Genomic DNA, 25471 nt, shown 5'->3' with positions numbered 1-25471 from the left:
TACAACATTAAAATTTTAATCCATTCATTAAAATTCAAATTAATCTTCAAAATTAACGTTCGTGAAAAAAATCTTTCTTTTATTACTCCTTCCATTCATGCTTTCTTCTTGTTTCAGTTCTAAAAAAATTAAAGATTTAGCTTACGCCGATAAAGGAGAACGAAATCTGTTAGATATTTACCGCCCAGCTAATAAGGATAAACTTCACGACGTAATCATATTTATTCATGGCGGTTCCTGGAGAAGCAGCAAAAAAGATACATATTGGTTTTTGGGAAGAAATTTTGCAAGAAAAGGAAAAGTTTTTGTTGCTATCAATTATCCATTAGCACCTGATTATCAATATCAGGAAATGGGTTATGATTGTGCTAAAGCCATAAAATGGGTAAAAGATAGTATTAGTAAATATGGCGGTAATCCTGATAGGATATTTTTAATGGGCCACTCAGCTGGAGGGCATTTGGCAGCTTTAGTAAACCAAGATCCAAAGTATTTCGCTAAAGCGGGGATTAAAAATCCAATTAAAGGTGTTATTTTAAATGACCCATTCGGCTTGGATATCTACCAATATTTAAAAGCACAAATTAATACTGATGATGAATATGTTCCTGGATTTTTACAGGTTTTTAGTAAAGATGAAAAAGCGTGGAAAGACGCTTCTCCTATGCTAAAGATAGATCAAATAAAAAACCCTTACATGATGTTTGTTGGAGGTGATACTTTTCCAGCTATTAAACAACAAACGCCACTTTTCGAACAGAAGATGAAAGAAGATGATAAAGAGGTTTCATTAGATGTTATTGAAGGGAAAAAACATATTGCGATGATTACGCAAATGATTTTTGGTTGGAATAATCTATATGATAGAATTATAGAATTTACAGATAAGCATTAAAAAATCCAACGTAATAAAAAATCCGCTCTTATTATGAAGCGGATTTAATAAACCAATTAAACAAAAAAAAATATTTTATAAACTTTGAAAAATTCCTGCGTAATTTCCTTTTAATGTTTTTCCATTTTCTAAAACTAAATCATAGGTAATTAAATAGTTAGGTTTAGAACCACTTATTTTCACGGTTCCAGATACAACATCAATATTTTGACTAAATGTTAACAAAGAAGAACTTTGAGAACTCGATATTACATAAGCGTTAGTGAAAAAGTATTTTCCAGAATATTTTGCACTTAATTCAGTATCAGTTAAACCACTATCCTTACTATCATTAATATAATTATAAGTGGCTGTTTCTATCATATCAAGATTAGGAGAATTAAGTTCTGCAAAAACAACAGATTTTCCGCTAATATCTAATAAGGATCCAGTTTTGCTAGTTATAAAAGTACCATCGATAGTGTAAAAATCTACATTTTTATGTGTTGGAGCATTGCCATAAAATGATCTCAAATTATAATCTACAAAGCCAGCTGCATTTATTGAAAGATTCTCTCCATTATACTCCACCTTATTATTAGTAAGAACTTCCGGATTGATAGTTCCATCCTTTTCGCATGAAGAAATAAATATAACCAAACCAATAAGCAGAAATTGTAAAACTTTAATTTTCATGATACTATAAGTTAATTTCATCCTTATACTCGGCGTCAAATAATTAGTTACAAATTTTTTCTTTTTTTGAACAGCAAAGCTTAATTTTAAAAAATACCTTAATTATAAAGCAAACCTTATTAATAATTTTAAATGAAATTAGTATCTTATAAAACCGAGGATTTAGAACACCTTGGAGTTTTCTTTAATGGACATATCTACAACCTAAACTCATTAAACCATGTTATCCCGGATAATATGGCCGATTTTCTTAATGGGGGTGAAGCTTTAATGGAAGCTGCGAAACATGCTTTTGAAGATTTAAAAGCCGATCATGAAAACATAAAAGAAGAGATTTTCTACGAAGTAATTGCTCCGGTTCCCCATCCCACTTCTTTGAGGGATGCTTATGCTTTTAGGCAACACGTGGCAACGGCCAGAAAAAACAGAGGAGTGGAGATGATTTCAGAATTTGATCAGTTTCCTACATTTTATTTTAGTAATCACCATGCTATTTATGGGCCAGGAGAAATATTTTGTATGCCAGATCATTTTCAAAAATTAGATTTTGAATTGGAGGTTGCCATAGTGATCAATAAAAAAGGGCGTAATATAAAAGCTGCGGATGCAGATGATTATATTGCTGGCTACATGATAATGAATGATTTTAGCGCCCGTACTTTACAAATGGAAGAAATGAAATTAAACCTCGGCCCTGCCAAAGGAAAAGATTTTGCCACTTCTGTAGGACCATGGTTAGTTACCAAAGATGAATTAGAACCCTATAAAACACAAACAAAAACAAATCATGTTGGTAATTCTTATCAATTAAATATGGAGTGTTGGGTTAATAGTCAATTGGTTTCTAAAGGAGATTTTGCCACTATGGACTGGACATTTGCAGAAATTATAGAAAGAGTTTCTTATGGTTGTGATATTTTGCCTGGCGACGTAATTGGTTCTGGAACGGTAGGAACTGGTTGTTTTTTAGAATTAAACGGAACTGGAAAGTTAAATGATTCAAACTATAAAGAACAATGGCTGCAACCAAATGATAGAATTGAACTTAGGGTGCAAGGTTTGGGCATTTTAAGTAACATGATGATTGCCGATAAAACAGAATTCTCCATATTAGCGTTAAAGAAATAAGATGTTATCATTAAATATATCAGATTTAACCAATCAGGAAGCTTATCAATTATTAAGTACTGCCATTGCGCCCAGACCAATCTGCTTTGCATCGACTGTAGATTTAGCAGGAAACGTGAATTTGAGTCCGTTTAGTTTTTTTAATTTGATGAGTAGCAATCCTCCAATCTGTGTTTTTTCTCCCGTAAATAGAGGAAGAGACGGAAGTGCAAAAAACACTTTAGAGAATGTGCGTGAAGTTGCAGAAGTGGTAATTAATATCGTAAACTATAATATGGTGCAACAAACTTCTTTGGCGAGTACAGAATATGCAAAAGGAGTTAATGAGTTTACAAAAGCTGGTTTTACCGAAATTGCATCCACAAAAATAAAACCACCAAGAGTTAAAGAAGCACCCGTACAATTAGAATGCAAAGTAAACGACATTATAGTTTTAGGAAACGGTGGTGGCGCCGGACATTTAATTATTGCGGAGGTTTTGGCAATCCATATCCACGAAACTATTTTAGATGAGAACGGAAAAATTGATGTTTTTAAAATTGACCAGGTTGCCAGATTAGGAGGGAATTGGTATAGCCGAATTACTAAAGAAAGTTTATTTGAAGTTGCAAAACCTTTATCAAAATTAGGAATTGGTATTGATGCCTTGCCATACGATGTTAAAAATTCTAAAATTTTAACCGGTAATCATCTTGGGCAATTAGGTAATGTAGAACATTTGCCATCTGATGAAGAAGTAGAAAAATACCTCCAAAACCATGAAATCAAAGATATTTTAGATAGTACCATTGGCGATGCAAATACAAGATTGCTACAAATCCATTTAAAAGCTGCAGAGTTATTAGATGAAAATAGGGTAGAGGAAGCCTGGAAAGTTTTGTTGGTTGATTGATTAGGTTGTTAGTTTTTAGTTAGTTAGTTAGTTAGTTTTTAGTTGTTTGGTTGTGAACCTTAGTTTTGAATAGTCACAAATTTTTTTTGGGATTTATGATGTTCTCAAAATCTTTTCCATTTTTTTACCTTTTGCTAATTCGTCTACCAACTTGTCTAAATACCTTACTTGCCTGGTTAAATGATTTTCGATTTCTTCTATCCGATAGCCACAAATTACTCCTGTTATTAGTTTAGCATTTGGGTTCAAATTTGCTTTCTTAAAAAAGGTTTCAAATGTTGCCTTTTCTTCTATGATTTCATTCAGTTTCTTTTCGTCAAACCCTGTTAACCATTCTATAGCTTGATGCAATTCTGCTTTTGTTCTGCCTTTAATCTCAACTTTTTTTACGTAATGAGGATAAACTGAAGCAAAAATCATTTTTGCCATTCGCTCATTATGTTCAGGCGTTACTTTCATTTTTTTTCTATAATTTTTAAAGTTTTGATTTTAGAATTATGATTTTTTTAATCAAATCTATCGGCAAAGATTTAACGATTTGAAAATTTGTGTTGTAATGGCATTACTTGTAGAACCAATGTCGTACCGCACAGACCAAAGTTAATAACGAAAAACTTGAGATGAACATCCGTCAGCCATTTTTGTGCAAATTTGCTGCTAGGAGATGTTATTCAATGAATAGACCTCTGTTACGATTTCTTCTATGATTTTCCATTAAAAAAATAATTGCTCTGTCAAGCCTATTTAAAGCCATATCCAATTCTTTGTTTTCAAAAGTTATTTCTTCTGGTAATGATGATATAACTATTTTCAATTTTCTCAAGCCCATCTCCAAATCTCTAACTACCCTAAAATCTACAGGATTGTTTTGATTTATCTCTTTCAAGAGATGTGTAATATAATCAGGAGGAAGTATCATTTCAGGATTCCTAAGAATTTTAAATTGTTCCCTTGTAAGTTCAAGAATTTCTTCGACTGCGTCACTAGAGTTATTTTGGGTTTTGTCTTCTGCTTTTAGTCCTGACTTATTATCCGCATCTTTTAATAATGGATCAAGTTTACTTTTCAATTGCTCATACCAAACATCAAATGTCGTTTTCAACTTACTTTCATCTAATTTTTCTTTTACGAGGGCATTATTAATGCTTAAAACTAGTTTCAGTAAATCTTTTTTATCATATAAAGTTGATTGGAATTGCAATAATGGACTTTTCTTAAGATCAGAAGGCTTAAGTCCAAATAAAAAGGGAGAAACATTTGATGTAGTAAATGCTTTTGAAAGAGCTCCTGCTTCAAAGTTCAGCCAAGGTGCATCTATATTTTGAGGTGTAACACATAAAATTCCAAATGATGAATCTTCTAATTCTTTTGCAATATCAATACTCCATCGAGAACCTTTGTCTATATCTTCTGATGATACATATGGTTCTACTGATTGAATTACGAAAGGTATCCATTCTCTCAATTCTAAAGCTACTTTATGACTTAGGTCTCCGGACCAACTTAAAAACACTTTCATTTATTTTATTATTTAGTTTTTGATTACTTGTAGAGTTCTGTAATATAATATCGCCTAACGGTTTGAAAATTTGTGCAGAAATGGCATTACTTGCAGAACCATTTTCGTACAGTATTAAATTAACTAAATAACTGACGAATTAACGTAAACCACCGTCAGCCATTTTTGAACAAATTTGCTGTTAGCTGTAGTACTTTTTTATGTAAATTCTTTTTTAGTCATCCAAGCTTTTAAATTTTCATAAAATTTGTTCACTATATCACGATAACTGCACATTGGGTCTTTAAGTTCAATATTGAATTCTTGCCATTCACATACAAAATCTGTCAGTATTGAAAATAGTTTAGAATCAAGTTGGTTTAGAGTTTTCAAACAATTTTCGTAATTGAAATTTTTATTTGGGTCAGCTTTGATAGCAAAAAACTTTCCAATGTAAAAGTCGACAGCCTGTGAATTAAAACGTCTGCCAATTTTGTATAAATTTTTTAGGTTAGAAATCTCTTTGCTTGTGCATTTATCTTCATAAAAATCAAGTAGAAATTTCTCTTCTTCAAATCCCATTTCCATATAAATTGGAAACATCTTAATATGGTCTAAGCAATTATTTATGTGTTCTAGAAGTTTATCACTAAATATCCTCTTTAAAATTTTACTGTCTTTTATGCGCAAAATCAAATTTGAACCTATAAAAACGTCTTTTAATCTAATATATGAATGTAAAAGTTCATGCGTAAAGGAACCTTTGCAATAGTTGTTAGTTGGGATATAAAAAGTTACATTATCTGATTTTGAAAAACATGAATATTCCGAATTTTTTGAAACTTCAAGTTTTACTTTGCATCGCAAGGTTATTTCATTCCACAAGCGTTCATTTTCTGCTGTCAATTAGTTTGGAAATATTTATATCGTTCATTCAGGTAGTATTACAGCTAACTTATATATGTGGACTTTCCCATCACCCAACCTTCTGAAAAACCCTATTATGCCCAACATTCAAAACATTCTTATAAACTTTAGGGTCAATTTCTTCAGTTGCTCTTGAGACTTCTTCAATTCCTTTAAAAAATTTAGAACCAGGGATTAGGTTTGCTGCATCATCCATAATTAAAAAACCTCCGGGTTTAATAAGCGGCATAAAATTGTACATATCCTCTTTACAAACTTTATAGCTATGGTCGCCATCAATGTAAACAAGGTCGAAGGTTTTATCTTTTACTTGCGCAACAACCTCATCATCATTAGAATAGCCTTTAATTAAGTTGACTTCCTTTAAATCTAAACCCGAGTTTTTAAACATTTTATCAATATGTGTTACAAAATCTTCATTGATATGGATATTTCCATCTTTAAAATCCCTTCTAATAGATGGAACTAAATAAGATAAAGTTTTACGGATGTAATAATTCCTAAATAAACTGTTATTTGGGTAATTCCCTTCAAGCGGAGAAATTGCGGTAATATCAATATCAAAACCTAACTTTTTAGCTACCAAAGCCCACAAAGAAATAGTTTGACCTTTAAAAACGCCTATCTCTAAACAATCTATTTTCCTGTTTTTTTCTTTTAATTGTTGCAAAATCAAATACCACATGTAATGAAAAGAGCGGTCGCCAAAGCCAGCTTGCTTTTCTTCTACATAGTCTCTATGCTTTTTTAGAAATTCAGTCGCATTAACTTTATCCCTAAAAAGTTCCCAAATATGGTCGTTATGTTCTTCTGTGTTTTTATAATTATTGATATAGTATTCAAGATTTTCCATTTTGTTAAAAGCTTTATGATGGGAGAAATATAATTATAAAATAGGCTAAGAAGTAAAGATTTGTTCAGAAAAATTAAGCGCTTTTAAAAATGCTTCTTTGTTAATATGAGTCTGATATTGCTTTTCTTCTAAATAAGCCAGAACATTTTCTGTAGCAACATTTCCGGTAAGTTCATCTTTTGCCATTGGGCAACCGCCATAGCCTTTTATAGTGGCATCAAATCTGGTGCAGCCACTTTTAAAAGCCGCTTCAATTTTTTCTAAACTTTTATCTGGAGTGCTGTGTAAATGCATTCCCCATTCTATTTTGGGATAATTTTTTATTAAAAAAGGATAGATTTCTTTAATGTTTTCAGGATTTGAAACGCCAATGGTATCTGATAAAGCCAAAATTTGAACTCCTGATGCTACCAATTTATCAGTCCATTCTGATAAAATCGATAAATCGTAAGGTTCTTCATAAGGATTTCCAAATCCCATAGAAAGATAGACAACCAGTTTTTTATCGTGTTTAACACAAAGATTTTGAATTTCATTTAAGGTATTTAAAGCATCAGCTCTGCTAGAATTTGTATTTCTCTGTTGAAAAATCTCAGAAACAGAAAAAGGAAAACCTAAATAGTTGATTTCTTCAAATTCAGAAGCATTGACAGCTCCTTTATAATTGGCAACAATGGCTAATAATTTAGTTTGGGTATCACTTAAGTCTAATTTTTTAACCAATTCTGCGGTGTCTTTCATTTGGGGTATGGCTTTCGCCGATACAAAACTTCCAAAATCGATGGTATCAAAACCTACTTTTAACAGCAGATTAATGTATTGTGCTTTTAAATGAGTTGGGATAAAATTAGCAATGCCTTGCATGGCATCTCTTGGGCATTCTACTAATTTAATATGTTGCGACATGGAAAAAAGGTTAAAGGGTAAATTACAAAAGCCAACTTGAATTATAAAATTAGTTTTTAACTGAATTTCAAATCCGTCATGTCGAGGAACGAGACATCACATTCTAAAAGAGATAGCTACAAATGAGGCATTTCATTTATCAATATAACAAAAGTAAATAGGAGTGACCTGACAATTAGTAAAATTTCTCCTTACCATCATCATAAAACAAAAAAGCCCCGCAATAAATTGCGAGGCTTAAAAAATAGGTTAATCAATTAATTACCGTCGCCTTCTTTAGGTTTTTTAGGGCCATTAGCGCCAGCATTAGCTTTCATTTCTGCCATTTTAGCTTTTTGATCTTCAGTTAAAGTTTCTTTCAAAACCTTGCTGTATTTAGCATTAATAGCTTTCATTTGATCAGCATCTGGTTTGTTTCCTTCTCCAGCAGCTTCTTTTAAAGCATCTACTGCTTTGTTCTTTTCTAAATTTGCATTATACATTGCAGTTTTTTGATCTGCAGTTAGAGATAGATTTTTTTCCATCATCTCTGTAGCTTTAGTTGCTCTTTCTTCTGCAGTTTTCTTTTGGGCAAATGTAGCACCGGTAATAGCTACAAAAAATGCGATACTTAAAATTAGTTTTTTCATTTAGTCTAAAATTTATAATGGTTGAGAGTTATAAAAATATAAAAGGTTTAACGATACTCATTTAATTTTTATCATTTTGTAATTGACTGATAGATTTCTGCATTTGGGCCATCATGGTGGTTAAACTTTCCATGGTTGGCTCTGGCGTTGGTTGGGGTAATTCTGTAGAAATAAAAGCTTTCGCTTTCCAAATTTCCACAATATCATCTGCTGCAACAAAATAGGGTTCGTAAATTGTATTGTCAGAAACTAATTTAATTCCCTTATCTGCTTTAAGTTTAGATCCCATTCTTTTATAAACCACTCCATCATTTTTACTTACTATAACTGCTGTTTCGCCAATTTTTAAATCGTTCCAGTTTTCTACATATTCAGATATTATAATTGCACCAGATGGTAGCGGCAACATAGAATCTCCTTTGATTTCAAAAGCCCTAAAAGTGCCGTTTTTAAAAATCGGGATAGAAAACTTAGGTAATGCTCCAACAAATTCAGGGTCGCCATAGCCATTTAAATATCCAGCGCTAGCTTTAACAGGCACCAATTCGATATTTTCATTGTCATCTTTATCAACAGTAATACTTAATACCCTTACATTATTATTATTGTTAGATGGCTTTTGTTGCCATTTATCATTGATCACTTCATTAATCAATTCATCAATACTTAACTCAAAATAAACGGCAAATTTCTTTAAGAGATCATATTTAGGCTCGGCTCGCTCTTCTTCATAAGCGCCCACCAATGATCTTTTAATTTCCATGGCATCAGCAAATTGTTGTTGCGTTAAACCATTCTTCTTTCTTAAATATTTAATGTTATCTGATATTTTTCCCATTTCAAAAAAATAAATTTGCTTTTACTAAAATTATTAGTATTTTTATGCCAATAAAATTAGTAAAAAATATTTGATTATAAAAATCAATTTTTTAAACAGTTTATAAATCTATTTAATTGAAATACAATCATGAAAAAATTAGAAAGCAAAAGATTCGTTTTTATAATCACTGACAGAAACAGAAACAACATACATGTTGGATTAAGTAGCAACCTTGTTAAAACAATGGATTTTTACAGATCAATGCCAAATTTGTTTTTTGATGCGGGAAAGCAACTAACCAACTTGGTTTACTTTGAGGAGTTAAATACTGAGAACATGGCGGAGATGAGGTTTAAAACGATCAATAGATTTACAAGAACCCAAAAAGAAAAAATCATCAAATCTGTGAATACAAATTGGATGGATTTAACAAATGCATTAAAGTATGAAGGTATAAGTAAGAGGATAAAGTTTACTCAACCTTTGTTAAGTTTTGCTTCATAGGATAATTAAGTTAGTATAAAAGATATTTATTTAGGATTTCGTAATTTAAGTTTAAAATAAAGATTCAATAATTTCTGTAAAGTACATTTTTGTTTTAATTTGCATTTCTAAACTAAAATGAACTTAACGTATCTCTCTAAATGAAACTTTTTTTTAAAGTAATTTTAATTACTGTTGGTTTCATCTTCCTAAATAACAAATTAAAAGCTCAAAACATCTCTAATGAGGGTAATGAATTTTGGGTTTGTTTTCCTGATCATGTTCCTGCTGGTGCTTCTCTAGCTACCATGTCTGTTTTTATTACTTCCAAAAGTAATTCTAGCGGAGTTGTAAGTTGTGGTTCATCTATTCAACCTTTTTCTGTTATCGCTAATAAAGTTACGGAGGTTTTAGTTCCTCGTTCAAACTCGTTTATAGGCAGCGGAACAGGAATTTCTATAAATAAAGGAATTAAAATAGTCACGAATGCTGGGCAGCCAAATATTGTTGTGTATGCCCACGTTTTTGCTGGAGCAAGATCTGCCGCTACATTAGTTTTACCTTATCAGGCTTTAGGCAAAAAGCATTATGCAGTATCCTATGATCAAAAAGCACCTACCAATCAACCTAATACTTTTTCCCAATTAAATGTTGTAGCTGTAGATGCGAATACCATCTTAAACATTACTCCGGTAATAGCTGGAGTTAAGCAAGCTAAATTTTCTGTCACCTTAAATAATATTGGTGATGTTTACCAATATCAAAATGCGGAAGATATTACCGGAAGTTTAATTGAAGTAGATTCAGTTTTATCAAATTGTAAAAGAATAGCTGCTTTTTCAGGAAGCTCTGCTTTAGTAATTGGTACTACTAGTTGTAATGCATTAGTTGGTAATATAAGCTTAGATCCCTTATTTCAACAACTGTATCCTATTGATAGCTGGGGATTTACTTATCCCATAATTCCTTTTTTTGATAGAAATACAGGTAGTTTATTTAGAGTTATAGCAGCAGAGGACAATACAATAGTAAATATCAATGGCACTACTGTGAATCTTAATGCAGGAAATTTTTATTCTTCGCCTGCTATAAATACGGTTTCTTTAATAAAATCTAATAAACGTATTTCGGTTGCACAGTTTGCCATATCACAACAATGTTCTGATAGCAGAAATTCTACTAGCGGTAATACAGTTGTTGGTGATCCGGATATGGTAATCCTAAATCCTTTAGAGTATAGTATTGATAAAATAACTTTATATTCTTCTAATAAACTAGCCATTTCAGAACAGTATTTAAATGTAATTATCCCGAGTTTAAAAGTTAGTAGTTTTAAGATTAACAATTTAGATTTTAGCCCAAGTTTTAACCCTGTACCTAATTCGCCAGAATATTCTTACGCTCAAATTAATTTAACCGCAATAGGAGGTTCTAATTTTAGTTTGGCCGCCGATACCGGTTTTAATGCAACAGCCTATGGTTTTGGACAAGTAGAATCTTATGCTTACTCTGCAGGTACAAGTTTAGCCTCAACCACAACTGTAAATGCTTTAAAAAGCAATACCAATCAAATTATTAAAATTGCCTGTGTAAATGATGCCTTCGATTTTAGGCTTTTACTTCCTTATATACCCTCTAAATTAGTTTGGGAACTGGATGCTGTTAGTGCTCCTTTTATACAAAATAATCCTACTTATAATATTGTAGTTCAAAATAATAAATCGCTGTATGAATTTAAGTTGCCAGCCCAAAAAAGTTTTTCGACTAGTGGAAATAAGCTCATTAAAATCACATCAACTTTACCTGTAAATTCTAATGTTTGTTCTACAACAGATGAAGAGATTATAAATTTTAGCTTGGAAGTTTCAGATTTGCCAGTAGCCGAATTTAGCGCTAAGGATAAAGTTTGTATTAATTTACCCTTACAATTTACTTATGTAGAGAAAAATATTGGTGAAACTGTTGCCAAATGGACTTATGATTTTGGTGATGGAACAATTTCAAATGTTAAAGATCCTAGCCATATTTTTACTAAAACAGGAATTTATAAAGTTAAACTGAGTTTAGAAAGTAAAATAGGATGTGCATCCTTAGTATTTGAAAAAAGCATTTCTGTGATTGATCCTCTTACACCAGCTTATGAAACCCAAAATCCCTTATGTGTAAACAACAGTATAAGATTTGCCGATCAAAGCATTAGTACAGATGGATTTGGTAGTTGGTTGTGGGATTTTGGCGATGGGGGAACAAGTACCTTACAAAGTCCAAATCATATATTTACTAAAAGCGGAAACTACAATGTGAAACTTACATTAACCTCTGTAACTGGTTGTACATCATTTATAACTAAATCTATTAAAATAAATGATTTGGCAGAAATAGACTTTTTAGATCCGGGTTCTTGTATTGATGATTTGGTCCAATTTAATGGTTTAGTAAAAACAGGAAACGCAGTATCATGGCTCTGGGATTATGGTGATGGAACAAATGACCCCATAGAAAAAATTAAGCAAAATACTAAACATCGTTATTTAAGTACAGGCACCTATAATGTTAAATTACAAGCTGTTTCACTAGAAGGTTGTATCACTACTTTAACAAAAACCATTACCATTAGCGGTTCTAATCCTAAGGTATTATTTGATGTTTTAGATAAGGATAACTTGTGTAGTAATACTGCGGTTAATTTCAAAAATAATTCTTCTATAGTTTTTGGTAATATCGTAAAACTGGAAATTATCTATCAATATACTACGACAGGAACTCAAGTTGTTTTTACGGATAATAATCCCACACCAGGCAAAATTTACACCTTTAAATATCCAAATGCCGCGGTAGATAAAAATTATCAAGTAGTTTTTAGGGCTTATTCTGGTAATCAGTGTTTTCAGGAAAGCGCACCTATAACCATTACTGTCCATGGTAGTCCAGTTGTGGTGTTTGATAATGTCTCACCCGTTTGTTTAAATGTGCCTAAATTTTTATTAACCGCAGCTAAGGAAACTACTGGCATTGTAGGTACAAGTAAATTAGTGGGTAAAGGAGTGGTAGGTAATTATTTTGATCCTGCAGTGGCGGGTGTTGGCAGTCATGTAGTTACTTTTACTTTTACTTCTAATAAAGGTTGCCAGGAACAAATTTCCAGAACAATAATTGTTAGCGAATTACCAACTGTAGATGCAGGGAAAGATTTAGATATTTTATTAGCTGGTGAGAAGAAGATAGAAGCTAAGGCAACTGGTAATGGTTTGAAATATAAATGGATACCTGCTATTGGTTTAAGTAATGATAGCATTCTAAATCCTATAGCGTTACCAAAAGAAACTACTAAATATACTTTAATGATAACCTCTAAAGAAGGTTGCATAATTGCAGATGAAGTTTTGGTAACTGTTCATATTGATCCTTTTATTCCAAATGTTTTTTCTCCTAATGGCGATGGGATTAACGATACCTGGGTGATAAAATACTTAGAAACTTTTGTAAACGCATCTATCAAAATCTATAATAGATTTGGACAACAGGTTTTTACTGCCCAACAATACAATACCCCTTGGGACGGCAAATTTAATAATGTAGATATGCCAGTTGGGGTTTATTATTTTATTATTGAGCCAAATAATGGAAGAGACAGATATACGGGATCCATCACTTTATTAAGGTAATAATGAAGCTTAAATTCTATATATCTATTTTATTATCAGCAATTACCTGTATATGTTTTGCCCAACAAAGGCCGCATTACAGCCAATATTTGCAAAATATGGACATCATCAATCCTGCAGTTACGGGAATGTTCAAGGCTGTAACTGTTAAAGCTGGATTTAGAAACCAATGGGTTGGGATAGCGGATGCACCAAAAACTAGTTACTTTACGGTACATACACCATTAAATTTAGATGGAAGTATTTTAACGGCAGGTTCTGCTAATTATGGTGTTTTAGAGCCATATACCCGTTCTGATAAAGATTCTTATGAATCTTCTGAAAGCCATCATGGAATTGGGTTTACCGCACTTAATGATAAATCTGGTCCAATTAATAGAACTACACTGAACTTAACTTATGCCTATCATATTATGTTAGGGGATATTGCAAATCTATCTATTGGAGCAGGAGGAGGTGTGAGTAGGATTGGATTGAATACAAGCGTATTAAATTTTGAAGATCCAAACGATCCGGTAGTAGCCCAGGGACAAGAAATTAATTGGTCGCCGGATGTAAACGTAGGTTTTTACCTTTATGGCAATCAATTTTATTTTGGTGGATCTATACAGCAAGTGGTTAAAGAAAAACTCACTTTTGGAGATAATTTTGGACAAGGTTCTGAAATTCCACATTTCTTTTTAACAGCGGGATACACCGTTTGGTTAGGGGAGGACATAGCCATAACACCTTCTGTAATGTTAAAATATGTAAACCCTGCACCCAAAGCCTTCGACTTTAATCTAAAAGCTGCTTTTAGAAATAACTTTTGGTTAGGAGGATCATACCGGACCAAAGATGCCTATGCCATTTTAGCTGGCTTTACCATTAGTAAAACTATGGATGCTGGATATTCCTTTGATAAAACCATTTCTCCCTTAAAAAATATTAATTCTGGAACACATGAGTTTGTGTTAGGGTTTAAGTTTTGAGTATGGGAGATTTATTTGGTGGAATTTTTTAGTACTACATATAAACAAGTTACCAGCAAGCAAAACTCGACAAAACGAATAAATGAAAATTACCGACTTTTTTAAAAGTAAAAATACCACGAAAACTTTTACCGACCCACCAAACACAGCTGTATTTACTACCAAGTTTGTTATATTCGACAATAAGGACATAACTCATGTTACCCATGAAATTGAAGATGGAGCGTGGCAATTTTTTAGTGATGACGAATTTGAACATTTTGAAGATGTTGCAAAAATTGTCGGACTTCAAGAAATAATAAAGCGAGACAATTCAATTTTAGAATTAGCCGACTTGCCTTTGGGTTATTTAGCGACCAGAAAAAACAAAGATGAAAAGTGGGAAATTAAAAAAGCTGACCAAAACACATAAATTGCCAGCTGGTAACAGCAAATTTGATCAAAAATGGCTGACGGTGGTTTACGTTAATTCATCAGTTATTTACTTAAATTGGTTCAGTTCGACAATGGTTCTGCAAGCAATGCCATTTCTGCGCAAATTTGCAAAACGTAGAAATTAAATTGAAATGAAATATGAAAACCAAATTAACTTCAAAATCAAATAAAGGAATTTCTAAAACAGAAAATATAGTTATCCAAACTAATAAATTGGAAATTTCATCTTTTGTAAAAAGGTTATCTTCAAAAATTAACCTTCCTTCTGATTATGATTACAAAAAAGTTAGAACAGATTATTTAGAAGATAAACACAGATAAATATTTTTTTCAAATTCAAATTCCCACTCTTAAAAAATCAAGCAAATCCTTTAATCCTGTAAATCAAGATTCAGACGATTTTATATTACAATTAAATCCCCTTCAAAACTTCCTCCATTACATCCAAACCTTCATCAATATGTTGTTTTTCCATAATTAAAGCGGGTCTAAAACGAATAGTATGATTTCCGCAACCTAAAAACATTACCCCATGTTCTATTCCTTTAGCAACAAAATCGTCTCTCATTTCTTTGGATGGAAAATCAAAAGCAGTTATTAAACCTTGACCTCTAACATTACTAACCCGTTCATCTACTTGAGAAATTGCTAATAGTTTCTTTTGTAAATAATCACCAACAACCGCTGCGTTTTCGCAAAGATTATCTTCTTCTATTATTTCTAATATTTTAGAACAACGAACCATATCTACTAAATTACCACCCCATGTAGAATTTAATCTGGAAGACACTTTGAATACGTTATCCTCAATCTCATCTAATTTAGGTCCGGCTAAAATGCCGCAAACTTGCATTTTTTTCCCAAAAGCAATAATATCTGGTCGGGCTTTTTCTCCAAAATTTTGATGACACCAAAACTTTCCGCTTAAACCAACTCCGGTTTGCACTTCATCATATATTAACAATGCATCATTTTCATCACAAATAATTCTCAATTGCTCTAAAAACTCTTGTCTAACGTGGTTGTCGCCGCCTTCAGACTGTATGGGTTCTAAAATAATGGCGCATATCTCATCCTTATGATTGGCGAAAGCCATTTTAATTTGAGAAATTGACAATGCTTCTCTTCTAAGAAGGTCTTCCTGATTTTCTTTAGTGATTGGGAAATGAATTTTTGGAAAAGAAACCCTAGGCCAATTAAATTGGGCAAACCATTTTGTTTTATTTGGGACGGTGTTAGTTAAACTCATGGTATAACCCGTTCTGCCATGAAATGCTTGTTCAAAATGTAATACTTTATGTCCTTTTTCTTCTTTGTATCCCTTAGCAAAGTTTTTCTGTACTTTCCAATCCATTGCTGCCTTAAGCGCATTTTCTATTGCCAATCCACCGCCAGCTACAAAAAAAGCATGAGGCAAATAATCTGGAATACCAACTTTAGAAAAGGTAGCAACAAATTGAGCGTATTGTGTAGTATATATATCAGAATTAGAAGGATTAGCCATTGCAGCTAAGAAGAGATTCTTTTTAAATTCTTCATCTTCCATCATTTTGGGGTGATTATAACCCAAAGGAACAGAAGCAAAACAGGTAAAAAAATCTAAAAGTGTACGGTTATATTTAGAATCGAAAATCCTAACTCCCTGGCTTTTTTCTAAATCAAAAGTAAGATCATATCCATCTGTTAATAAATGTTTAGAAAGTGTTTTTTTTACATCTTGCGGAGATACGAAAAGTTGATACATAAGAATTGAGTTTGACTCAAATTTACGAAAAACCGCCTAAATTTGCAAGAAATGAGGTTTTGAAGAAAATATAGGTTTAAACAGTTTAAACTTATATTTTAATTATTTCAACTGAATTTAAATTTTTAAAGCCCTCAACATTTCTCTTTTTCCTGCCGCACCAGGTGCTTTTTCTACCCTCATTCCTAAACTTTTCATGATCCGTTTTAAATCGCCAGTGATGGCATAGGTTACAAATATTCCCCCGGCTTTTAGAAATGAAATTATTTTAGTAATGAATTCCTTAGTCCATAGTTCTGGCTGGTTATTAGAAGCAAATGCATCAAAATAAATGACATCAAATTTTTGTGTGGTATTAAAAATCAAAGCATCTTCAACGTCAATCTTCAACTTACAAAAATTATTTAATTGAATAGATGAATTTTGTGCATTAATATAATTTTCGCTGAAAATGTTCCAAGTGTTTGTGGAAACAATGGTTTTATAATCCGTTTGCTCAATTAAATCGGCAGAAACTGGATAGGCCTCAACACCTACATAATCTAGTTTAATTTCTTTTCCGGTACAAAAATCATGAGTTAATAAATAATTTAAGCCAGTACCAAAACCAATTTCTAAAATAGCTACTTCATTTATAGATTTATCAGCGAGGTAATAACGAAGTCCAGAGTTTAAAAAAACATGGTTACTTTCTTGCAGTGCGCCATGTTTGCTATGGTAATTTTCTTTTACAAGCGGACTATATATAGTTTTTGAACCATCTGCTGTAGTAACAATTGATAAATTTATTGGTTCGGGCATTTTAAAATTTTATTTCAAATGTAATTTTGTTAATTAAGACTTCGTCATGTTAACGATAAGAATCATCTCACAAATGGATTTAGTTGGAATTCCAAATTTGCTAACGACATGTCTCGTTACCTCAATACGATAGGAAATAGAAAAAATCTTCTAATAAACTTTAGTGCCTCTAGTTACCCATTTAGACCATTTTTTATTATAAGTATGAATTTCTGAGGTTTGTACACCACTAGATTTATAAACAGGATTTCCTTCATTCACCCATTCAAAAATTCCACCGTAAAAATTATGTACATTTTTATAGCCGTCTTTCAATAGTTTTTCTCCAATTTTCTCACTTCTATAACCCACAGAACAGTAAACAACAATTGTTGCATCTTTAGGAATGTCATAAACTTTACGCATATCAAACCAAATATATCCTACGTTACGGGCATTTTTAATATGGCTCACCTCAAATTCGTCTTTTTCTCTGCTATCTAAAAAATAAATATTTTTCAATTCTTTTATAGAATCTACCGAAATAAGTGGAACGCTATGATCATAAAGATCATCCAACATTTCCTTGTATTCTGGGTCTTTAATTTGTGAGAAAGCCGCAAAGGGAGAGAGCAAAAGAATTAAAGTCCAAATTTTTTTAAACATATTTTTTAAACGCATTAAGGGTTAAATTTGTTATAATTATATTTAAAAGGCAAATTAAACTTAATAAAATCAATTAATTTTTAATTCTATTTCTATCTTAATTCTATAATTACCAATTATGTTCTTAATTCTATCAGTTCTGTTTGTTTTGCTTATCATTTACTTTTTCTTTTTTGGGAGAAAGAGCAAACCTAAAAATACAATTGTAGATGCAAAAGAAATAGATTTTGATATTTTACTTAATGAGCATGTAGAATTTTATAAAAATTTGGCCATTGATAACAAGAAAATCTTTAAAAATTCGGTAAAGAATTTTCTAGAAAATACTTCCATTGAAGGCGTTGGTATTGAAATTACACAACTTGACAGGGTTTTAATAGCTTCTAGTGCGGCTATCCCGATTTTTAGTTTTCCTGATTGGAGATATAAAAATTTAACCAGCGTAATTTTATATCCCGACACTTTTAACGGACAATATCAATACGAAGGAGAAGAACGCCGGATCTTAGGAATGGTTGGGACGGGTTATATGAATGGACAAATGTTGCTTTCAAGGACTGCATTGATACAAGGTTTCTCCAAGAATAAAGGAAAAAATCATACTGCAATTCATGAATTTGTGCATTTATTAGATAAAAGCGACGGTTCTACTGATGGCATCCCAGAAATTTTAATGACGCATGATTATAGTATTCCGTGGTTAAAGATGATGCACCAGGAAATGAGAGAAATAGAAAAAGGAAAATCTGATATTGATAGTTATGCTTTGACTAATGAAGCAGAATTTTTAGCCGTTGTTTCTGAATATTTTTTCCAAAAGCCAGATACTTTTGAAAAAAATCATCCAGAATTATATGATATTTTGAGCAAAATGTTTTTACAAAATCCTGCAAAAGACTAATGGAAAACCGATTAAATTTCAATCATCCCTTACTTCATAACAAATCTGATTACAGTTTAGAATTGTTAAATTACTTTATTATAAAATTTAAGGAGATTGGAGAATTAGAAATTTATCCTACAAAAACTATGATTGGAATAGGAGCAAAGGGCAAAAATTTGGTTTACATTACTGCTTTGGGCAAAAACTTTTTACATGTAGTATTTCCTTTTGAAACAGCTTATGAAGATAATTTATGCTTTCAAAAAATCGCTCAAGTGCATGGAGATAAATATCAATACAATCATCACCTAAGAGTTTTGTTTAAGGAAGACATCAACGAAGAAGTGATGAATTTTATGAAATTGATTTATAAAAATTAACAGCCTACAAATTCAAATTTACCTCATCAACCAATTCTTTTAAACTTGTTTTATCGAGTTTTTCTAACTGTGGGATGTTTGCAATTACTTTAATGCCAGTCAATTTAACAATGATGTTTTGCGTGGATTGGTTTTCATCTCCATTAAAAATAATTCCTTTAATTTTGATGTTTCTGTTTCGTAATGCCTCAATCGATAATAAAGTATGATTGATGCTGCCTAAATAGTTTTTAGAAACTAAGATGACATCAACATCTAGTTTTTTTATTAAATCGATAATTAATTCTTCCTCATTTATAGGTACCATTAAACCGCCCGCACCTTCAATTATCAAATTATTTTCTGTTTCAGGAATGATGAAATTATCTAAATCTATTTTTACCCCATCTAAGTTTGCACTATGATGAGGGGAAAAAGGTTGTGTTAAACGATAAGTTTCTGAATGAAAAACAGTTTGAATATTACTTATGAGATTTTTAACTTTCATGGTATCAGAATTATCCAAATCTCCAGATTGAATAGGTTTCCAATAATCAGCATTTAGTTTTTCTACCAAAAAAGCAGAAACCATTGTTTTTCCAATCTCTGTTCCAATACCTGTTATAAAATAGGATTTACTCATTTCAGTTTTTTTATTGTACTTAAAAGTTGCTCAATTTCATCTTTTGTATTAAAAGCATGAAGGCAAATTCTTAATCGTTCTTTGCCTTCCGCAACAGTGGGACTGAGTATTGCTTTAACATCAAATCCATTTGATAATAAATTAATAGATAGGATTTTACATTCATCATTTCCAGCAATTATTAAAGATTGAATTGCTGATTTGCTCTCTATAAATTTATCAGAGAAATTACTTTTAATGGAATTAAAATAGGAGATATTAGATTGGTTCTCTTTAATATTTAATCCGTTCTTCAAACTTTGATAAGCAATTTTTATGGTTGCTAAACTATGAAAAGGAAGTGCGGTAGTGTAAATGAAAGACCTTGCAAAGTTGATTAAGTAAGAACGCAGAACTTCGCTCCCTAAAATAATTGCTCCATGACAACCCAAAGCTTTTCCGAATGTATGTATGCGGGCAAAAACTTCCTTTTCTAAACCTAATTGTTGAACCAGTCCTAATCCGTTGTTACCAATTACGCCCAAAGCATGTGCTTCATCAACAATTAAATTTGCATTAAATTTCTTAGCTAAAGCCGATATTTCTTTCAATGGCGCAATATCACCATCCATAGAAAAAACACTTTCTGTAATAATGAAAATATTACCTTTGGCATTTTTAAGTTTTTCGGATAAAGAATTTAGATCGTTATGTTTAAAAACGTAACGATTTGCATTGCTCAATCTTGCTCCATCAATTAATGAAGCGTGTAATAATTCGTCACAAATTAAGGTATCACCACGTTTTGCAATGGAGGAAAGTAGACCCACATTTGCATCATAGCCAGAATTAAAGATTAATCCGGCTTCTGCATGATGGATTTTTGCTATTTCAGTTTCTAAAACCTCGGCATAAGCCAAATTACCAGAAAGCAACCTGGAACCTGTTGAACCCAATAAATAATCAGGAAATTTTTTTAACTCCTCATCAATTTTTGCTTTTAAATTAGCATTTCTAGCAAAACCCAAATAATCATTTGAAGAAAAATCTACTAATGAATGGCCACGGTTTTTTAATACACGTAATGAATTATTCTGAATTCTATGTGCTAGTTTGTCTTTTAAAAAGCTATCCAATCTGATGAATTTTAATTAAAATTCGGCGTTTTTAGGGAATCTTGGGAAAGGAATAACATCTCTAATGTTGGTCATTCCAGTAACAAAAAGAACTAATCTTTCAAATCCTAAACCAAAACCAGCATGAGGTGCAGTTCCAAATTTACGGGTATCTAAATACCAGTAAAGCTCGTCTTGCGGGATATGCATTTCATCCATACGGCTTTGCAGTTTATCTAAACGTTCTTCCCTTTGCGAGCCACCAACCATTTCACCGATTCCTGGAAAAAGAATATCCATTGCCCTCACTGTTTTCCTGCCTTGCTCATCAGGTTCGTTCATCCTCATGTAAAATGATTTGATATCTGCTGGGTAATCAGTTAAGATAACGGGCTTTTTGAAGTGTTTTTCTACTAAATAACGCTCATGCTCAGATTGTAAATCAGCTCCCCATTCATCAATCAAATACTTAAATTGTTTCTTTTGATTAGGTTTAGAACGTTTTAAAATTTCTATTGCCTCAGTATAGGTTAAGCGTTCGAAACTGTTTTCTAAACAGAAATTCAGTTTTTCCATTAAGGTTAAATCACTGCGTTCAGCTTGTGGCTTATTTTTTTCTTCTTCTACCAGGCGAGTTGTTAGAAAATCTAATTCATCGGCACAATTTTCTATTGCGTATTTAATGGTATACTTTAAAAGATCTTCAGCCAAATTCATATTGTCTTCCAAATCGGCGAAAGCCACTTCTGGTTCAATCATCCAAAACTCTGCAAGATGACGAGTTGTATTAGAATTTTCTGCTCTAAAAGTTGGTCCAAAAGTATAAATTTCTCCCAAAGCCATTGCACCTAATTCGCCTTCTAATTGCCCTGAAACGGTCAAATTTGCAGAACGACCAAAGAAATCTTCTTTAAAATCTACATTTCCATCATCTGTTCTTGGTGTATTTTCGAAAGGTAAAGTGGTTACTCTAAACATTTCGCCCGCACCTTCGGCATCTGAAGCTGTAATAATTGGCGTATGTAGATAAACAAACCCACGTTCATTAAAAAATTGATGAACTGCAAAAGAAAGTGCATTTCTTACCTTAAAAATCGCATTAAATGTATTTGTTCTAAAACGTAAATGGGCAATTTCCCTCAGAAATTCCAGACTATGCTTTTTTGGTTGTAATGGAAATTTCTCGGCATCACTTTCTCCTAAAATCTCAATTTTAGAAGCTTTTACCTCAACAGTTTGTCCTTTTCCTAAAGACTCTACCATTGTTCCTGTTGCACTAATTGCAGCACCGGTAGTTATTTTCTTTAATATGTTTTCTGGAGTATTAGCAAAATCGACAACCACCTGCAAATTGGACATAGAAGAACCATCATTTAAGGCTATAAATTGGTTATTCCTAAATGTTTTAACCCAACCCATTACGGTTACTTCTTTATTATATTCAGTAGATTTTAAAATATTTGAAATCTTTTCTCTTATGATCATTACAACGTTTTATCTTTTACGAGTCGTAAAAATACAAACCTTTACGTTAATCTCTAAAAATTAAGAAACTATAAATATAAAATTAAGAAAGGGAGGGTAAGAAGGGCTTAAAACGGATTCATATTTAAAAGGACAATAAATAATCTACCAAAATATGAAGACTTTAATCAAAACATTAATTGCATTCTTTATTTTGATTGTATTATTTGTTTTGTGCGGCCATCAAACTAAAAAAAGAGAAATATGAATTTAATGGTAGATGTTTGGACATCTACCATTAATATATTAAAAGTTTCTGCAATCAGATTTCACATAGATAAATCCTTTTCCTTCCTCAGCAGGTTTATCTCCATAAACTTCATAAAGATTGCCATTTTTGTAGGATAATTTAATTGGCATCTCATTACCTTTAACTCCCTCAGATGCAAAAGTATAATTGAGTTTTAATGTGTCTTTATCTAATTTACCTGTTAAATCTCCTTTGCTATTATCTTTCTCAGCAAATTTATACCAAAGCTTACCTTTTATTTCACCATTCTCTTCTCTTAAAGATAGAAATGCAGAATCCTTTTTTAAATGAGCCATAAAACATTGCTCATCGTTACTTAATTTAAAAGCAGACGTATCTGTAGTAACATTTCCTAATTGTGGATCATTAACTGGATATTCTGCAGGAGCATCTTTTTTTTGATTTTGGTTACAAGCAGCTAGAGATAACAAAGCTACAAAGCCCGTAAATAATTTATTTTTCATGGTTATTTTTTTAAGTTTATTACAAATTTAATGCCCTAATAATATGAAACTATACTTAATTATTGCTTGGGATGCAGATGATGCTGATGCCTCGGAAAGAAGAGTTAAAGTAAGAAAAGAACATTTAGCTGGCGCCATGCAGCTCAAAGAAACCGGAAATTTTATTTTAGGTGGCGCAATGTTAAACGATAATGGTGATATGATTGGCTCTACTATGGTTTTACAATTTACTGATGATGATGAATTTCATAAATGGAAATCAAATGAAATTTACATTTTAAAGGGTGTTTGGGACAGGATAGAGGTTCATTCTTTTAAAGTAGCAAATGTATGATATTTGTTAATTTATGTTAAACTAACTGTTTTTAATATTACCAGATTAAACCATCATTACTCTTTTGCATCATAATACCAAACGATTTATAAACAATTAAAATTAAGAACATGAAAAATTTTGTAAAAGGATTAACATTATCAACAGCATTAGTATTAGGTTTAGCTTTAACTTCAGTGGCACAAACGGCTACACCTGCAGAAGCTAAAAAAGAACATGGTGATAGGCCTCAGTTAAATTTAACGGATGCGCAAAAAGCACAAATGAAAGCGAACAGAGATAGTGAAAAAGCAAATAGAGATAAATTTGACGCTTCTTTAAGTGCGGATCAAAAAGCGATAATGAAAGATGAAACGCTTAAAGGAAAAGAAAAAATGCAAAAACTAGATGCAACTTTAACTGCTGATCAAAAAAGCATGAGAAAAGCGAATATGGAAGCTGCAAAAAAGAATAGCGAGTCTTTCAAATCTACTTTAACTCCAGAACAAAAAGAGCAATTTGAAAAAATGAAAGGTAAAATGGGTGAAAGAATGGGAGATAGGAAAGGTGGAAAAGGAAAAGGTGGTGAAAAACCAGCTAAAACAGAAGGATAGTTTTAAAAAGGTATAAAAAATCCCGATTTTTCAATCGGGATTTTTTTTGTCTTAAATTATTTGATAAGACTTAAATGTAATTATGCTAAAACCTCTGATACTAAATCAGCAGCTTCTTTTAATAAAATAGCAGAAAAGACTTTTAAGCCAGATTCGTCAATTAATTTTTTAGCTTCAACAGCATTTGTTCCTTGTAAACGCACAATAATTGGAACACTTATATTTCCCATTTCTGTGTAAGCATCAATAACACCTTGTGCTACTCTATCGCAACGTACAATTCCACCAAAAATATTGATTAAGATTGCTTCTACTTTTGGGTCTTTCAAAATGATTTGAAAAGCAGCTTTTACGGTTGTAGCATTTGCGGTTCCACCAACATCTAAAAAGTTAGCTGGTTCACCACCGGCAATTTTAATAATATCCATGGTAGCCATTGCTAAACCAGCTCCGTTTACCATACAACCTACATTTCCATCAAGCTTAACATAATTAAGGTTACTGGCAGAAGCTTCTACTTCTGTTGGATCTTCTTCTGAAGTATCACGCATTGCTGCAAATTCTGGATGACGGAATAAAGCGTTATCATCAAGGTTTACCTTTGCATCAACAGCTAAAATTTTATCATCAGATGTTTTTAAAACCGGATTGATTTCAAACATAGAAGAATCCGTTGCATCGTAAGCTTTATAAAGCGCAGCAATAAACTTAGTCATATCTTTAAAAGCAGCACCGGATAAGCCTAGATTGAAAGCAATTTTACGAGTTTGAAAAGCCTGTAAACCTACTTTAGGATCAATTTCTTCTTTAAAAATTAAATGAGGTGTATGTTCTGCAACTTCTTCAATATCCATTCCTCCTTCAGTAGAGTACATAATGATATTTTTACCGGTAGAACGGTTTAATAATACAGAAACATAAAATTCTTTTGTTTCAGATTCACCAGGATAGTAAACATCTTGAGCAACCAAAACTTTACTCACTAATTTTCCTTGTGGACCAGTTTGCGGTGTAATCAATTGCATCCCAATAATATCGGTAGCCCTTTGTTTAACTTCTTCTAAATTTTTAGCCAGTTTAACACCTCCACCTTTTCCACGCCCACCAGCATGAATTTGCGCTTTAATTACAACCCAATCAGAATTGTAATCTTCTTTCAATTTTTTTGCAGCTTCTACAGCTTGTTCTGGCGTATCGGCCACAATACCTTCTTGTATGCGTACCCCAAAACTTTTAAGAATTTGTTTACCTTGATATTCGTGAATGTTCATCTTCTAAAAATTTGATGTGAAATTACAAATACCATCCTATAAATGAAACCTAAAAATGATTTAATTATCTATTTGATTACTAAATGACT

At 32.0% G+C, this 25471-nt stretch carries 28 protein-coding genes; 12 read left to right on the top strand and 16 right to left on the bottom strand.

Annotated elements, in window-relative coordinates:
• Positions 1-61 precede the first annotated feature (61 nt).
• Complete coding sequence (locus A5893_RS15945; RefSeq protein ID WP_232456876.1) at positions 62-895, top strand: alpha/beta hydrolase; 834 nt, start codon at positions 62-64, stop codon at positions 893-895.
• A gap of 75 nt (positions 896-970) precedes the next feature.
• Here the strand turns inward: A5893_RS15945 and A5893_RS15940 are convergent, their stop codons facing one another.
• Positions 971-1570, bottom strand: coding sequence for a hypothetical protein (locus tag A5893_RS15940; RefSeq protein WP_157687580.1), 600 nt, complete (start codon positions 1568-1570; stop codon positions 971-973).
• A 132-nt stretch (positions 1571-1702) separates the two neighbouring features.
• Here A5893_RS15940 and A5893_RS15935 point away from each other — a divergent pair, with 132 nt between their 5' ends.
• The gene (locus A5893_RS15935) at positions 1703-2698 is read left to right on the top strand and encodes a fumarylacetoacetate hydrolase family protein (protein ID WP_068823583.1); all 996 of its coding nucleotides are present in this window, start codon (positions 1703-1705) and stop codon (positions 2696-2698) included.
• A 1-nt stretch (position 2699) separates the two neighbouring features.
• A complete protein-coding gene (locus tag A5893_RS15930; protein WP_068823582.1) occupies positions 2700-3590 on the top strand; it encodes a flavin reductase family protein in 891 nt (296 codons plus the stop codon).
• A gap of 93 nt (positions 3591-3683) precedes the next feature.
• Here A5893_RS15930 and A5893_RS15925 read toward each other — a convergent pair whose 3' ends face one another.
• The 7 genes from A5893_RS15925 to A5893_RS15895 form a co-directional block, all read right to left on the bottom strand.
• Positions 3684-4049, bottom strand: coding sequence for a DUF2200 domain-containing protein (locus A5893_RS15925; protein ID WP_068823581.1), 366 nt, complete (start codon positions 4047-4049; stop codon positions 3684-3686).
• Positions 4050-4257: 208 nt separating this feature from the next.
• Positions 4258-5109 (bottom strand): TIR domain-containing protein, encoded by an 852-nt coding sequence (locus tag A5893_RS15920; protein ID WP_068823580.1) that lies wholly within the window; start codon positions 5107-5109, stop codon positions 4258-4260.
• Between the two features lie 198 nt (positions 5110-5307).
• The gene (locus A5893_RS15915) at positions 5308-5994 is read right to left on the bottom strand and encodes a hypothetical protein (protein WP_157687579.1); all 687 of its coding nucleotides are present in this window, start codon (positions 5992-5994) and stop codon (positions 5308-5310) included.
• A 70-nt stretch (positions 5995-6064) separates the two neighbouring features.
• Entirely contained in the window at positions 6065-6868 is an 804-nt protein-coding gene (locus A5893_RS15910; RefSeq protein WP_068823578.1) for a class I SAM-dependent methyltransferase, read from the bottom strand.
• A gap of 45 nt (positions 6869-6913) precedes the next feature.
• Positions 6914-7774: a hydroxymethylglutaryl-CoA lyase gene (locus A5893_RS15905; protein ID WP_068823577.1), complete on the bottom strand. Its 861-nt coding sequence runs from the start codon at positions 7772-7774 to the stop codon at positions 6914-6916.
• Positions 7775-8031: 257 nt separating this feature from the next.
• Positions 8032-8403, bottom strand: a complete 372-nt coding sequence (locus A5893_RS15900; protein WP_068823576.1) for a hypothetical protein — start codon at positions 8401-8403, stop codon at positions 8032-8034.
• 61 nt (positions 8404-8464) lie between these two features.
• A complete protein-coding gene (locus A5893_RS15895) occupies positions 8465-9241 on the bottom strand; it encodes an XRE family transcriptional regulator (RefSeq protein WP_068823575.1) in 777 nt (258 codons plus the stop codon).
• A gap of 129 nt (positions 9242-9370) precedes the next feature.
• Here A5893_RS15895 and A5893_RS15890 point away from each other — a divergent pair, with 129 nt between their 5' ends.
• The 5 genes from A5893_RS15890 to A5893_RS15870 all read left to right on the top strand — a co-directional run bounded on the left by A5893_RS15890 (position 9371) and on the right by A5893_RS15870 (position 15098).
• A complete protein-coding gene (locus tag A5893_RS15890; protein WP_068823574.1) occupies positions 9371-9727 on the top strand; it encodes a GIY-YIG nuclease family protein in 357 nt (118 codons plus the stop codon).
• Positions 9728-9867: 140 nt separating this feature from the next.
• Positions 9868-13371: a PKD domain-containing protein gene (locus tag A5893_RS15885; RefSeq protein ID WP_068823573.1), complete on the top strand. Its 3504-nt coding sequence runs from the start codon at positions 9868-9870 to the stop codon at positions 13369-13371.
• Between the two features lie 2 nt (positions 13372-13373).
• Positions 13374-14342, top strand: coding sequence for a PorP/SprF family type IX secretion system membrane protein (locus A5893_RS15880; protein ID WP_068823572.1), 969 nt, complete (start codon positions 13374-13376; stop codon positions 14340-14342).
• 82 nt (positions 14343-14424) lie between these two features.
• Complete coding sequence (locus A5893_RS15875) at positions 14425-14754, top strand: immunity protein Imm33 domain-containing protein (RefSeq protein ID WP_068823571.1); 330 nt, start codon at positions 14425-14427, stop codon at positions 14752-14754.
• Positions 14755-14915: 161 nt separating this feature from the next.
• Positions 14916-15098, top strand: a complete 183-nt coding sequence (locus tag A5893_RS15870) for a hypothetical protein (protein ID WP_068823570.1) — start codon at positions 14916-14918, stop codon at positions 15096-15098.
• A gap of 91 nt (positions 15099-15189) precedes the next feature.
• Here the strand turns inward: A5893_RS15870 and lat are convergent, their stop codons facing one another.
• The 3 genes from lat to A5893_RS15855 form a co-directional block, all read right to left on the bottom strand.
• A complete protein-coding gene (gene lat / locus A5893_RS15865; RefSeq protein ID WP_068823569.1) occupies positions 15190-16521 on the bottom strand; it encodes an L-lysine 6-transaminase in 1332 nt (443 codons plus the stop codon).
• A gap of 117 nt (positions 16522-16638) precedes the next feature.
• Positions 16639-17322, bottom strand: coding sequence for a tRNA (5-methylaminomethyl-2-thiouridine)(34)-methyltransferase MnmD (gene mnmD / locus A5893_RS15860; protein WP_068823568.1), 684 nt, complete (start codon positions 17320-17322; stop codon positions 16639-16641).
• Positions 17323-17472: 150 nt separating this feature from the next.
• Positions 17473-17967, bottom strand: a complete 495-nt coding sequence (locus A5893_RS15855) for a rhodanese-like domain-containing protein (RefSeq protein ID WP_068823727.1) — start codon at positions 17965-17967, stop codon at positions 17473-17475.
• 118 nt (positions 17968-18085) lie between these two features.
• Between A5893_RS15855 and A5893_RS15850 the strand changes: the two genes are divergently transcribed.
• Both A5893_RS15850 and A5893_RS15845 read left to right on the top strand, forming a co-directional pair.
• Positions 18086-18868 (top strand): M90 family metallopeptidase, encoded by a 783-nt coding sequence (locus tag A5893_RS15850; protein WP_068823567.1) that lies wholly within the window; start codon positions 18086-18088, stop codon positions 18866-18868.
• Positions 18868-19230 carry a hypothetical protein gene (locus tag A5893_RS15845; RefSeq protein ID WP_068823566.1) on the top strand — a complete coding sequence of 121 codons (363 nt, stop codon included), beginning with the start codon at positions 18868-18870 and terminating at the stop codon, positions 19228-19230. The genes A5893_RS15850 and A5893_RS15845 overlap by 1 nt, the downstream gene beginning before the upstream one ends.
• A 4-nt stretch (positions 19231-19234) precedes the next feature.
• Here the strand turns inward: A5893_RS15845 and bioD are convergent, their stop codons facing one another.
• The 4 genes from bioD to A5893_RS15825 all read right to left on the bottom strand — a co-directional run bounded on the left by bioD (position 19235) and on the right by A5893_RS15825 (position 23184).
• Positions 19235-19852: a dethiobiotin synthase gene (gene bioD, locus A5893_RS15840; protein ID WP_068823565.1), complete on the bottom strand. Its 618-nt coding sequence runs from the start codon at positions 19850-19852 to the stop codon at positions 19235-19237.
• Positions 19849-20967, bottom strand: coding sequence for an aminotransferase class I/II-fold pyridoxal phosphate-dependent enzyme (locus tag A5893_RS15835; RefSeq protein WP_068823564.1), 1119 nt, complete (start codon positions 20965-20967; stop codon positions 19849-19851). The genes bioD and A5893_RS15835 overlap by 4 nt, the downstream gene beginning before the upstream one ends.
• 15 nt (positions 20968-20982) lie before the next feature.
• Entirely contained in the window at positions 20983-22431 is a 1449-nt protein-coding gene (asnS, locus tag A5893_RS15830; protein ID WP_068823563.1) for an asparagine--tRNA ligase, read from the bottom strand.
• Between the two features lie 285 nt (positions 22432-22716).
• Positions 22717-23184, bottom strand: coding sequence for a hypothetical protein (locus tag A5893_RS15825; protein WP_068823562.1), 468 nt, complete (start codon positions 23182-23184; stop codon positions 22717-22719).
• A gap of 43 nt (positions 23185-23227) precedes the next feature.
• Between A5893_RS15825 and A5893_RS15820 the strand changes: the two genes are divergently transcribed.
• Both A5893_RS15820 and A5893_RS15815 read left to right on the top strand, forming a co-directional pair.
• Entirely contained in the window at positions 23228-23518 is a 291-nt protein-coding gene (locus A5893_RS15820; RefSeq protein ID WP_068823561.1) for a YciI family protein, read from the top strand.
• A 110-nt stretch (positions 23519-23628) separates the two neighbouring features.
• Positions 23629-24111 (top strand): Spy/CpxP family protein refolding chaperone, encoded by a 483-nt coding sequence (locus tag A5893_RS15815; protein ID WP_068823560.1) that lies wholly within the window; start codon positions 23629-23631, stop codon positions 24109-24111.
• A gap of 80 nt (positions 24112-24191) precedes the next feature.
• On the opposite strand, the gene sucC is transcribed toward A5893_RS15815, so the two are convergent.
• Positions 24192-25382, bottom strand: a complete 1191-nt coding sequence (gene sucC / locus A5893_RS15810) for an ADP-forming succinate--CoA ligase subunit beta (RefSeq protein WP_068823559.1) — start codon at positions 25380-25382, stop codon at positions 24192-24194.
• Positions 25383-25471 lie beyond the last annotated feature (89 nt).

The sequence above is a fragment of the Pedobacter psychrophilus genome (assembly GCF_001652725.1).
Classification (GTDB): Bacteria; Bacteroidota; Bacteroidia; order Sphingobacteriales; family Sphingobacteriaceae; genus Pseudopedobacter; species Pseudopedobacter psychrophilus.
This window is presented reverse-complemented; position numbering and strand designations above follow the sequence as displayed.

Bases quoted from the DNA above. Each gene is read 5' to 3' on its own strand.
- A5893_RS15940 (WP_157687580.1), bottom strand. From the start codon at position 1,570: ATGAAAATTAAAGTTTTACAATTTCTGCTTATTGGTTTGGTTATATTT.
- A5893_RS15935 (WP_068823583.1), top strand. From the start codon at position 1,703: ATGAAATTAGTATCTTATAAAACCGAGGATTTAGAACACCTTGGAGTT.
- A5893_RS15930 (WP_068823582.1), top strand. From the start codon at position 2,700: ATGTTATCATTAAATATATCAGATTTAACCAATCAGGAAGCTTATCAA.
- A5893_RS15925 (WP_068823581.1), bottom strand. From the start codon at position 4,049: ATGAAAGTAACGCCTGAACATAATGAGCGAATGGCAAAAATGATTTTT.
- A5893_RS15920 (WP_068823580.1), bottom strand. From the start codon at position 5,109: ATGAAAGTGTTTTTAAGTTGGTCCGGAGACCTAAGTCATAAAGTAGCT.
- A5893_RS15910 (WP_068823578.1), bottom strand. From the start codon at position 6,868: ATGGAAAATCTTGAATACTATATCAATAATTATAAAAACACAGAAGAA.
- A5893_RS15905 (WP_068823577.1), bottom strand. From the start codon at position 7,774: ATGTCGCAACATATTAAATTAGTAGAATGCCCAAGAGATGCCATGCAA.
- A5893_RS15900 (WP_068823576.1), bottom strand. From the start codon at position 8,403: ATGAAAAAACTAATTTTAAGTATCGCATTTTTTGTAGCTATTACCGGT.
- A5893_RS15895 (WP_068823575.1), bottom strand. From the start codon at position 9,241: ATGGGAAAAATATCAGATAACATTAAATATTTAAGAAAGAAGAATGGT.
- A5893_RS15890 (WP_068823574.1), top strand. From the start codon at position 9,371: ATGAAAAAATTAGAAAGCAAAAGATTCGTTTTTATAATCACTGACAGA.
- A5893_RS15885 (WP_068823573.1), top strand. From the start codon at position 9,868: ATGAAACTTTTTTTTAAAGTAATTTTAATTACTGTTGGTTTCATCTTC.
- A5893_RS15880 (WP_068823572.1), top strand. From the start codon at position 13,374: ATGAAGCTTAAATTCTATATATCTATTTTATTATCAGCAATTACCTGT.
- A5893_RS15875 (WP_068823571.1), top strand. From the start codon at position 14,425: ATGAAAATTACCGACTTTTTTAAAAGTAAAAATACCACGAAAACTTTT.
- A5893_RS15870 (WP_068823570.1), top strand. From the start codon at position 14,916: ATGAAAACCAAATTAACTTCAAAATCAAATAAAGGAATTTCTAAAACA.
- lat (WP_068823569.1), bottom strand. From the start codon at position 16,521: ATGTATCAACTTTTCGTATCTCCGCAAGATGTAAAAAAAACACTTTCT.
- mnmD (WP_068823568.1), bottom strand. From the start codon at position 17,322: ATGCCCGAACCAATAAATTTATCAATTGTTACTACAGCAGATGGTTCA.
- A5893_RS15855 (WP_068823727.1), bottom strand. From the start codon at position 17,967: ATGTTTAAAAAAATTTGGACTTTAATTCTTTTGCTCTCTCCCTTTGCG.
- A5893_RS15850 (WP_068823567.1), top strand. From the start codon at position 18,086: ATGTTCTTAATTCTATCAGTTCTGTTTGTTTTGCTTATCATTTACTTT.
- A5893_RS15845 (WP_068823566.1), top strand. From the start codon at position 18,868: ATGGAAAACCGATTAAATTTCAATCATCCCTTACTTCATAACAAATCT.
- bioD (WP_068823565.1), bottom strand. From the start codon at position 19,852: ATGAGTAAATCCTATTTTATAACAGGTATTGGAACAGAGATTGGAAAA.
- asnS (WP_068823563.1), bottom strand. From the start codon at position 22,431: ATGATCATAAGAGAAAAGATTTCAAATATTTTAAAATCTACTGAATAT.
- A5893_RS15825 (WP_068823562.1), bottom strand. From the start codon at position 23,184: ATGAAAAATAAATTATTTACGGGCTTTGTAGCTTTGTTATCTCTAGCT.
- A5893_RS15820 (WP_068823561.1), top strand. From the start codon at position 23,228: ATGAAACTATACTTAATTATTGCTTGGGATGCAGATGATGCTGATGCC.
- A5893_RS15815 (WP_068823560.1), top strand. From the start codon at position 23,629: ATGAAAAATTTTGTAAAAGGATTAACATTATCAACAGCATTAGTATTA.
- sucC (WP_068823559.1), bottom strand. From the start codon at position 25,382: ATGAACATTCACGAATATCAAGGTAAACAAATTCTTAAAAGTTTTGGG.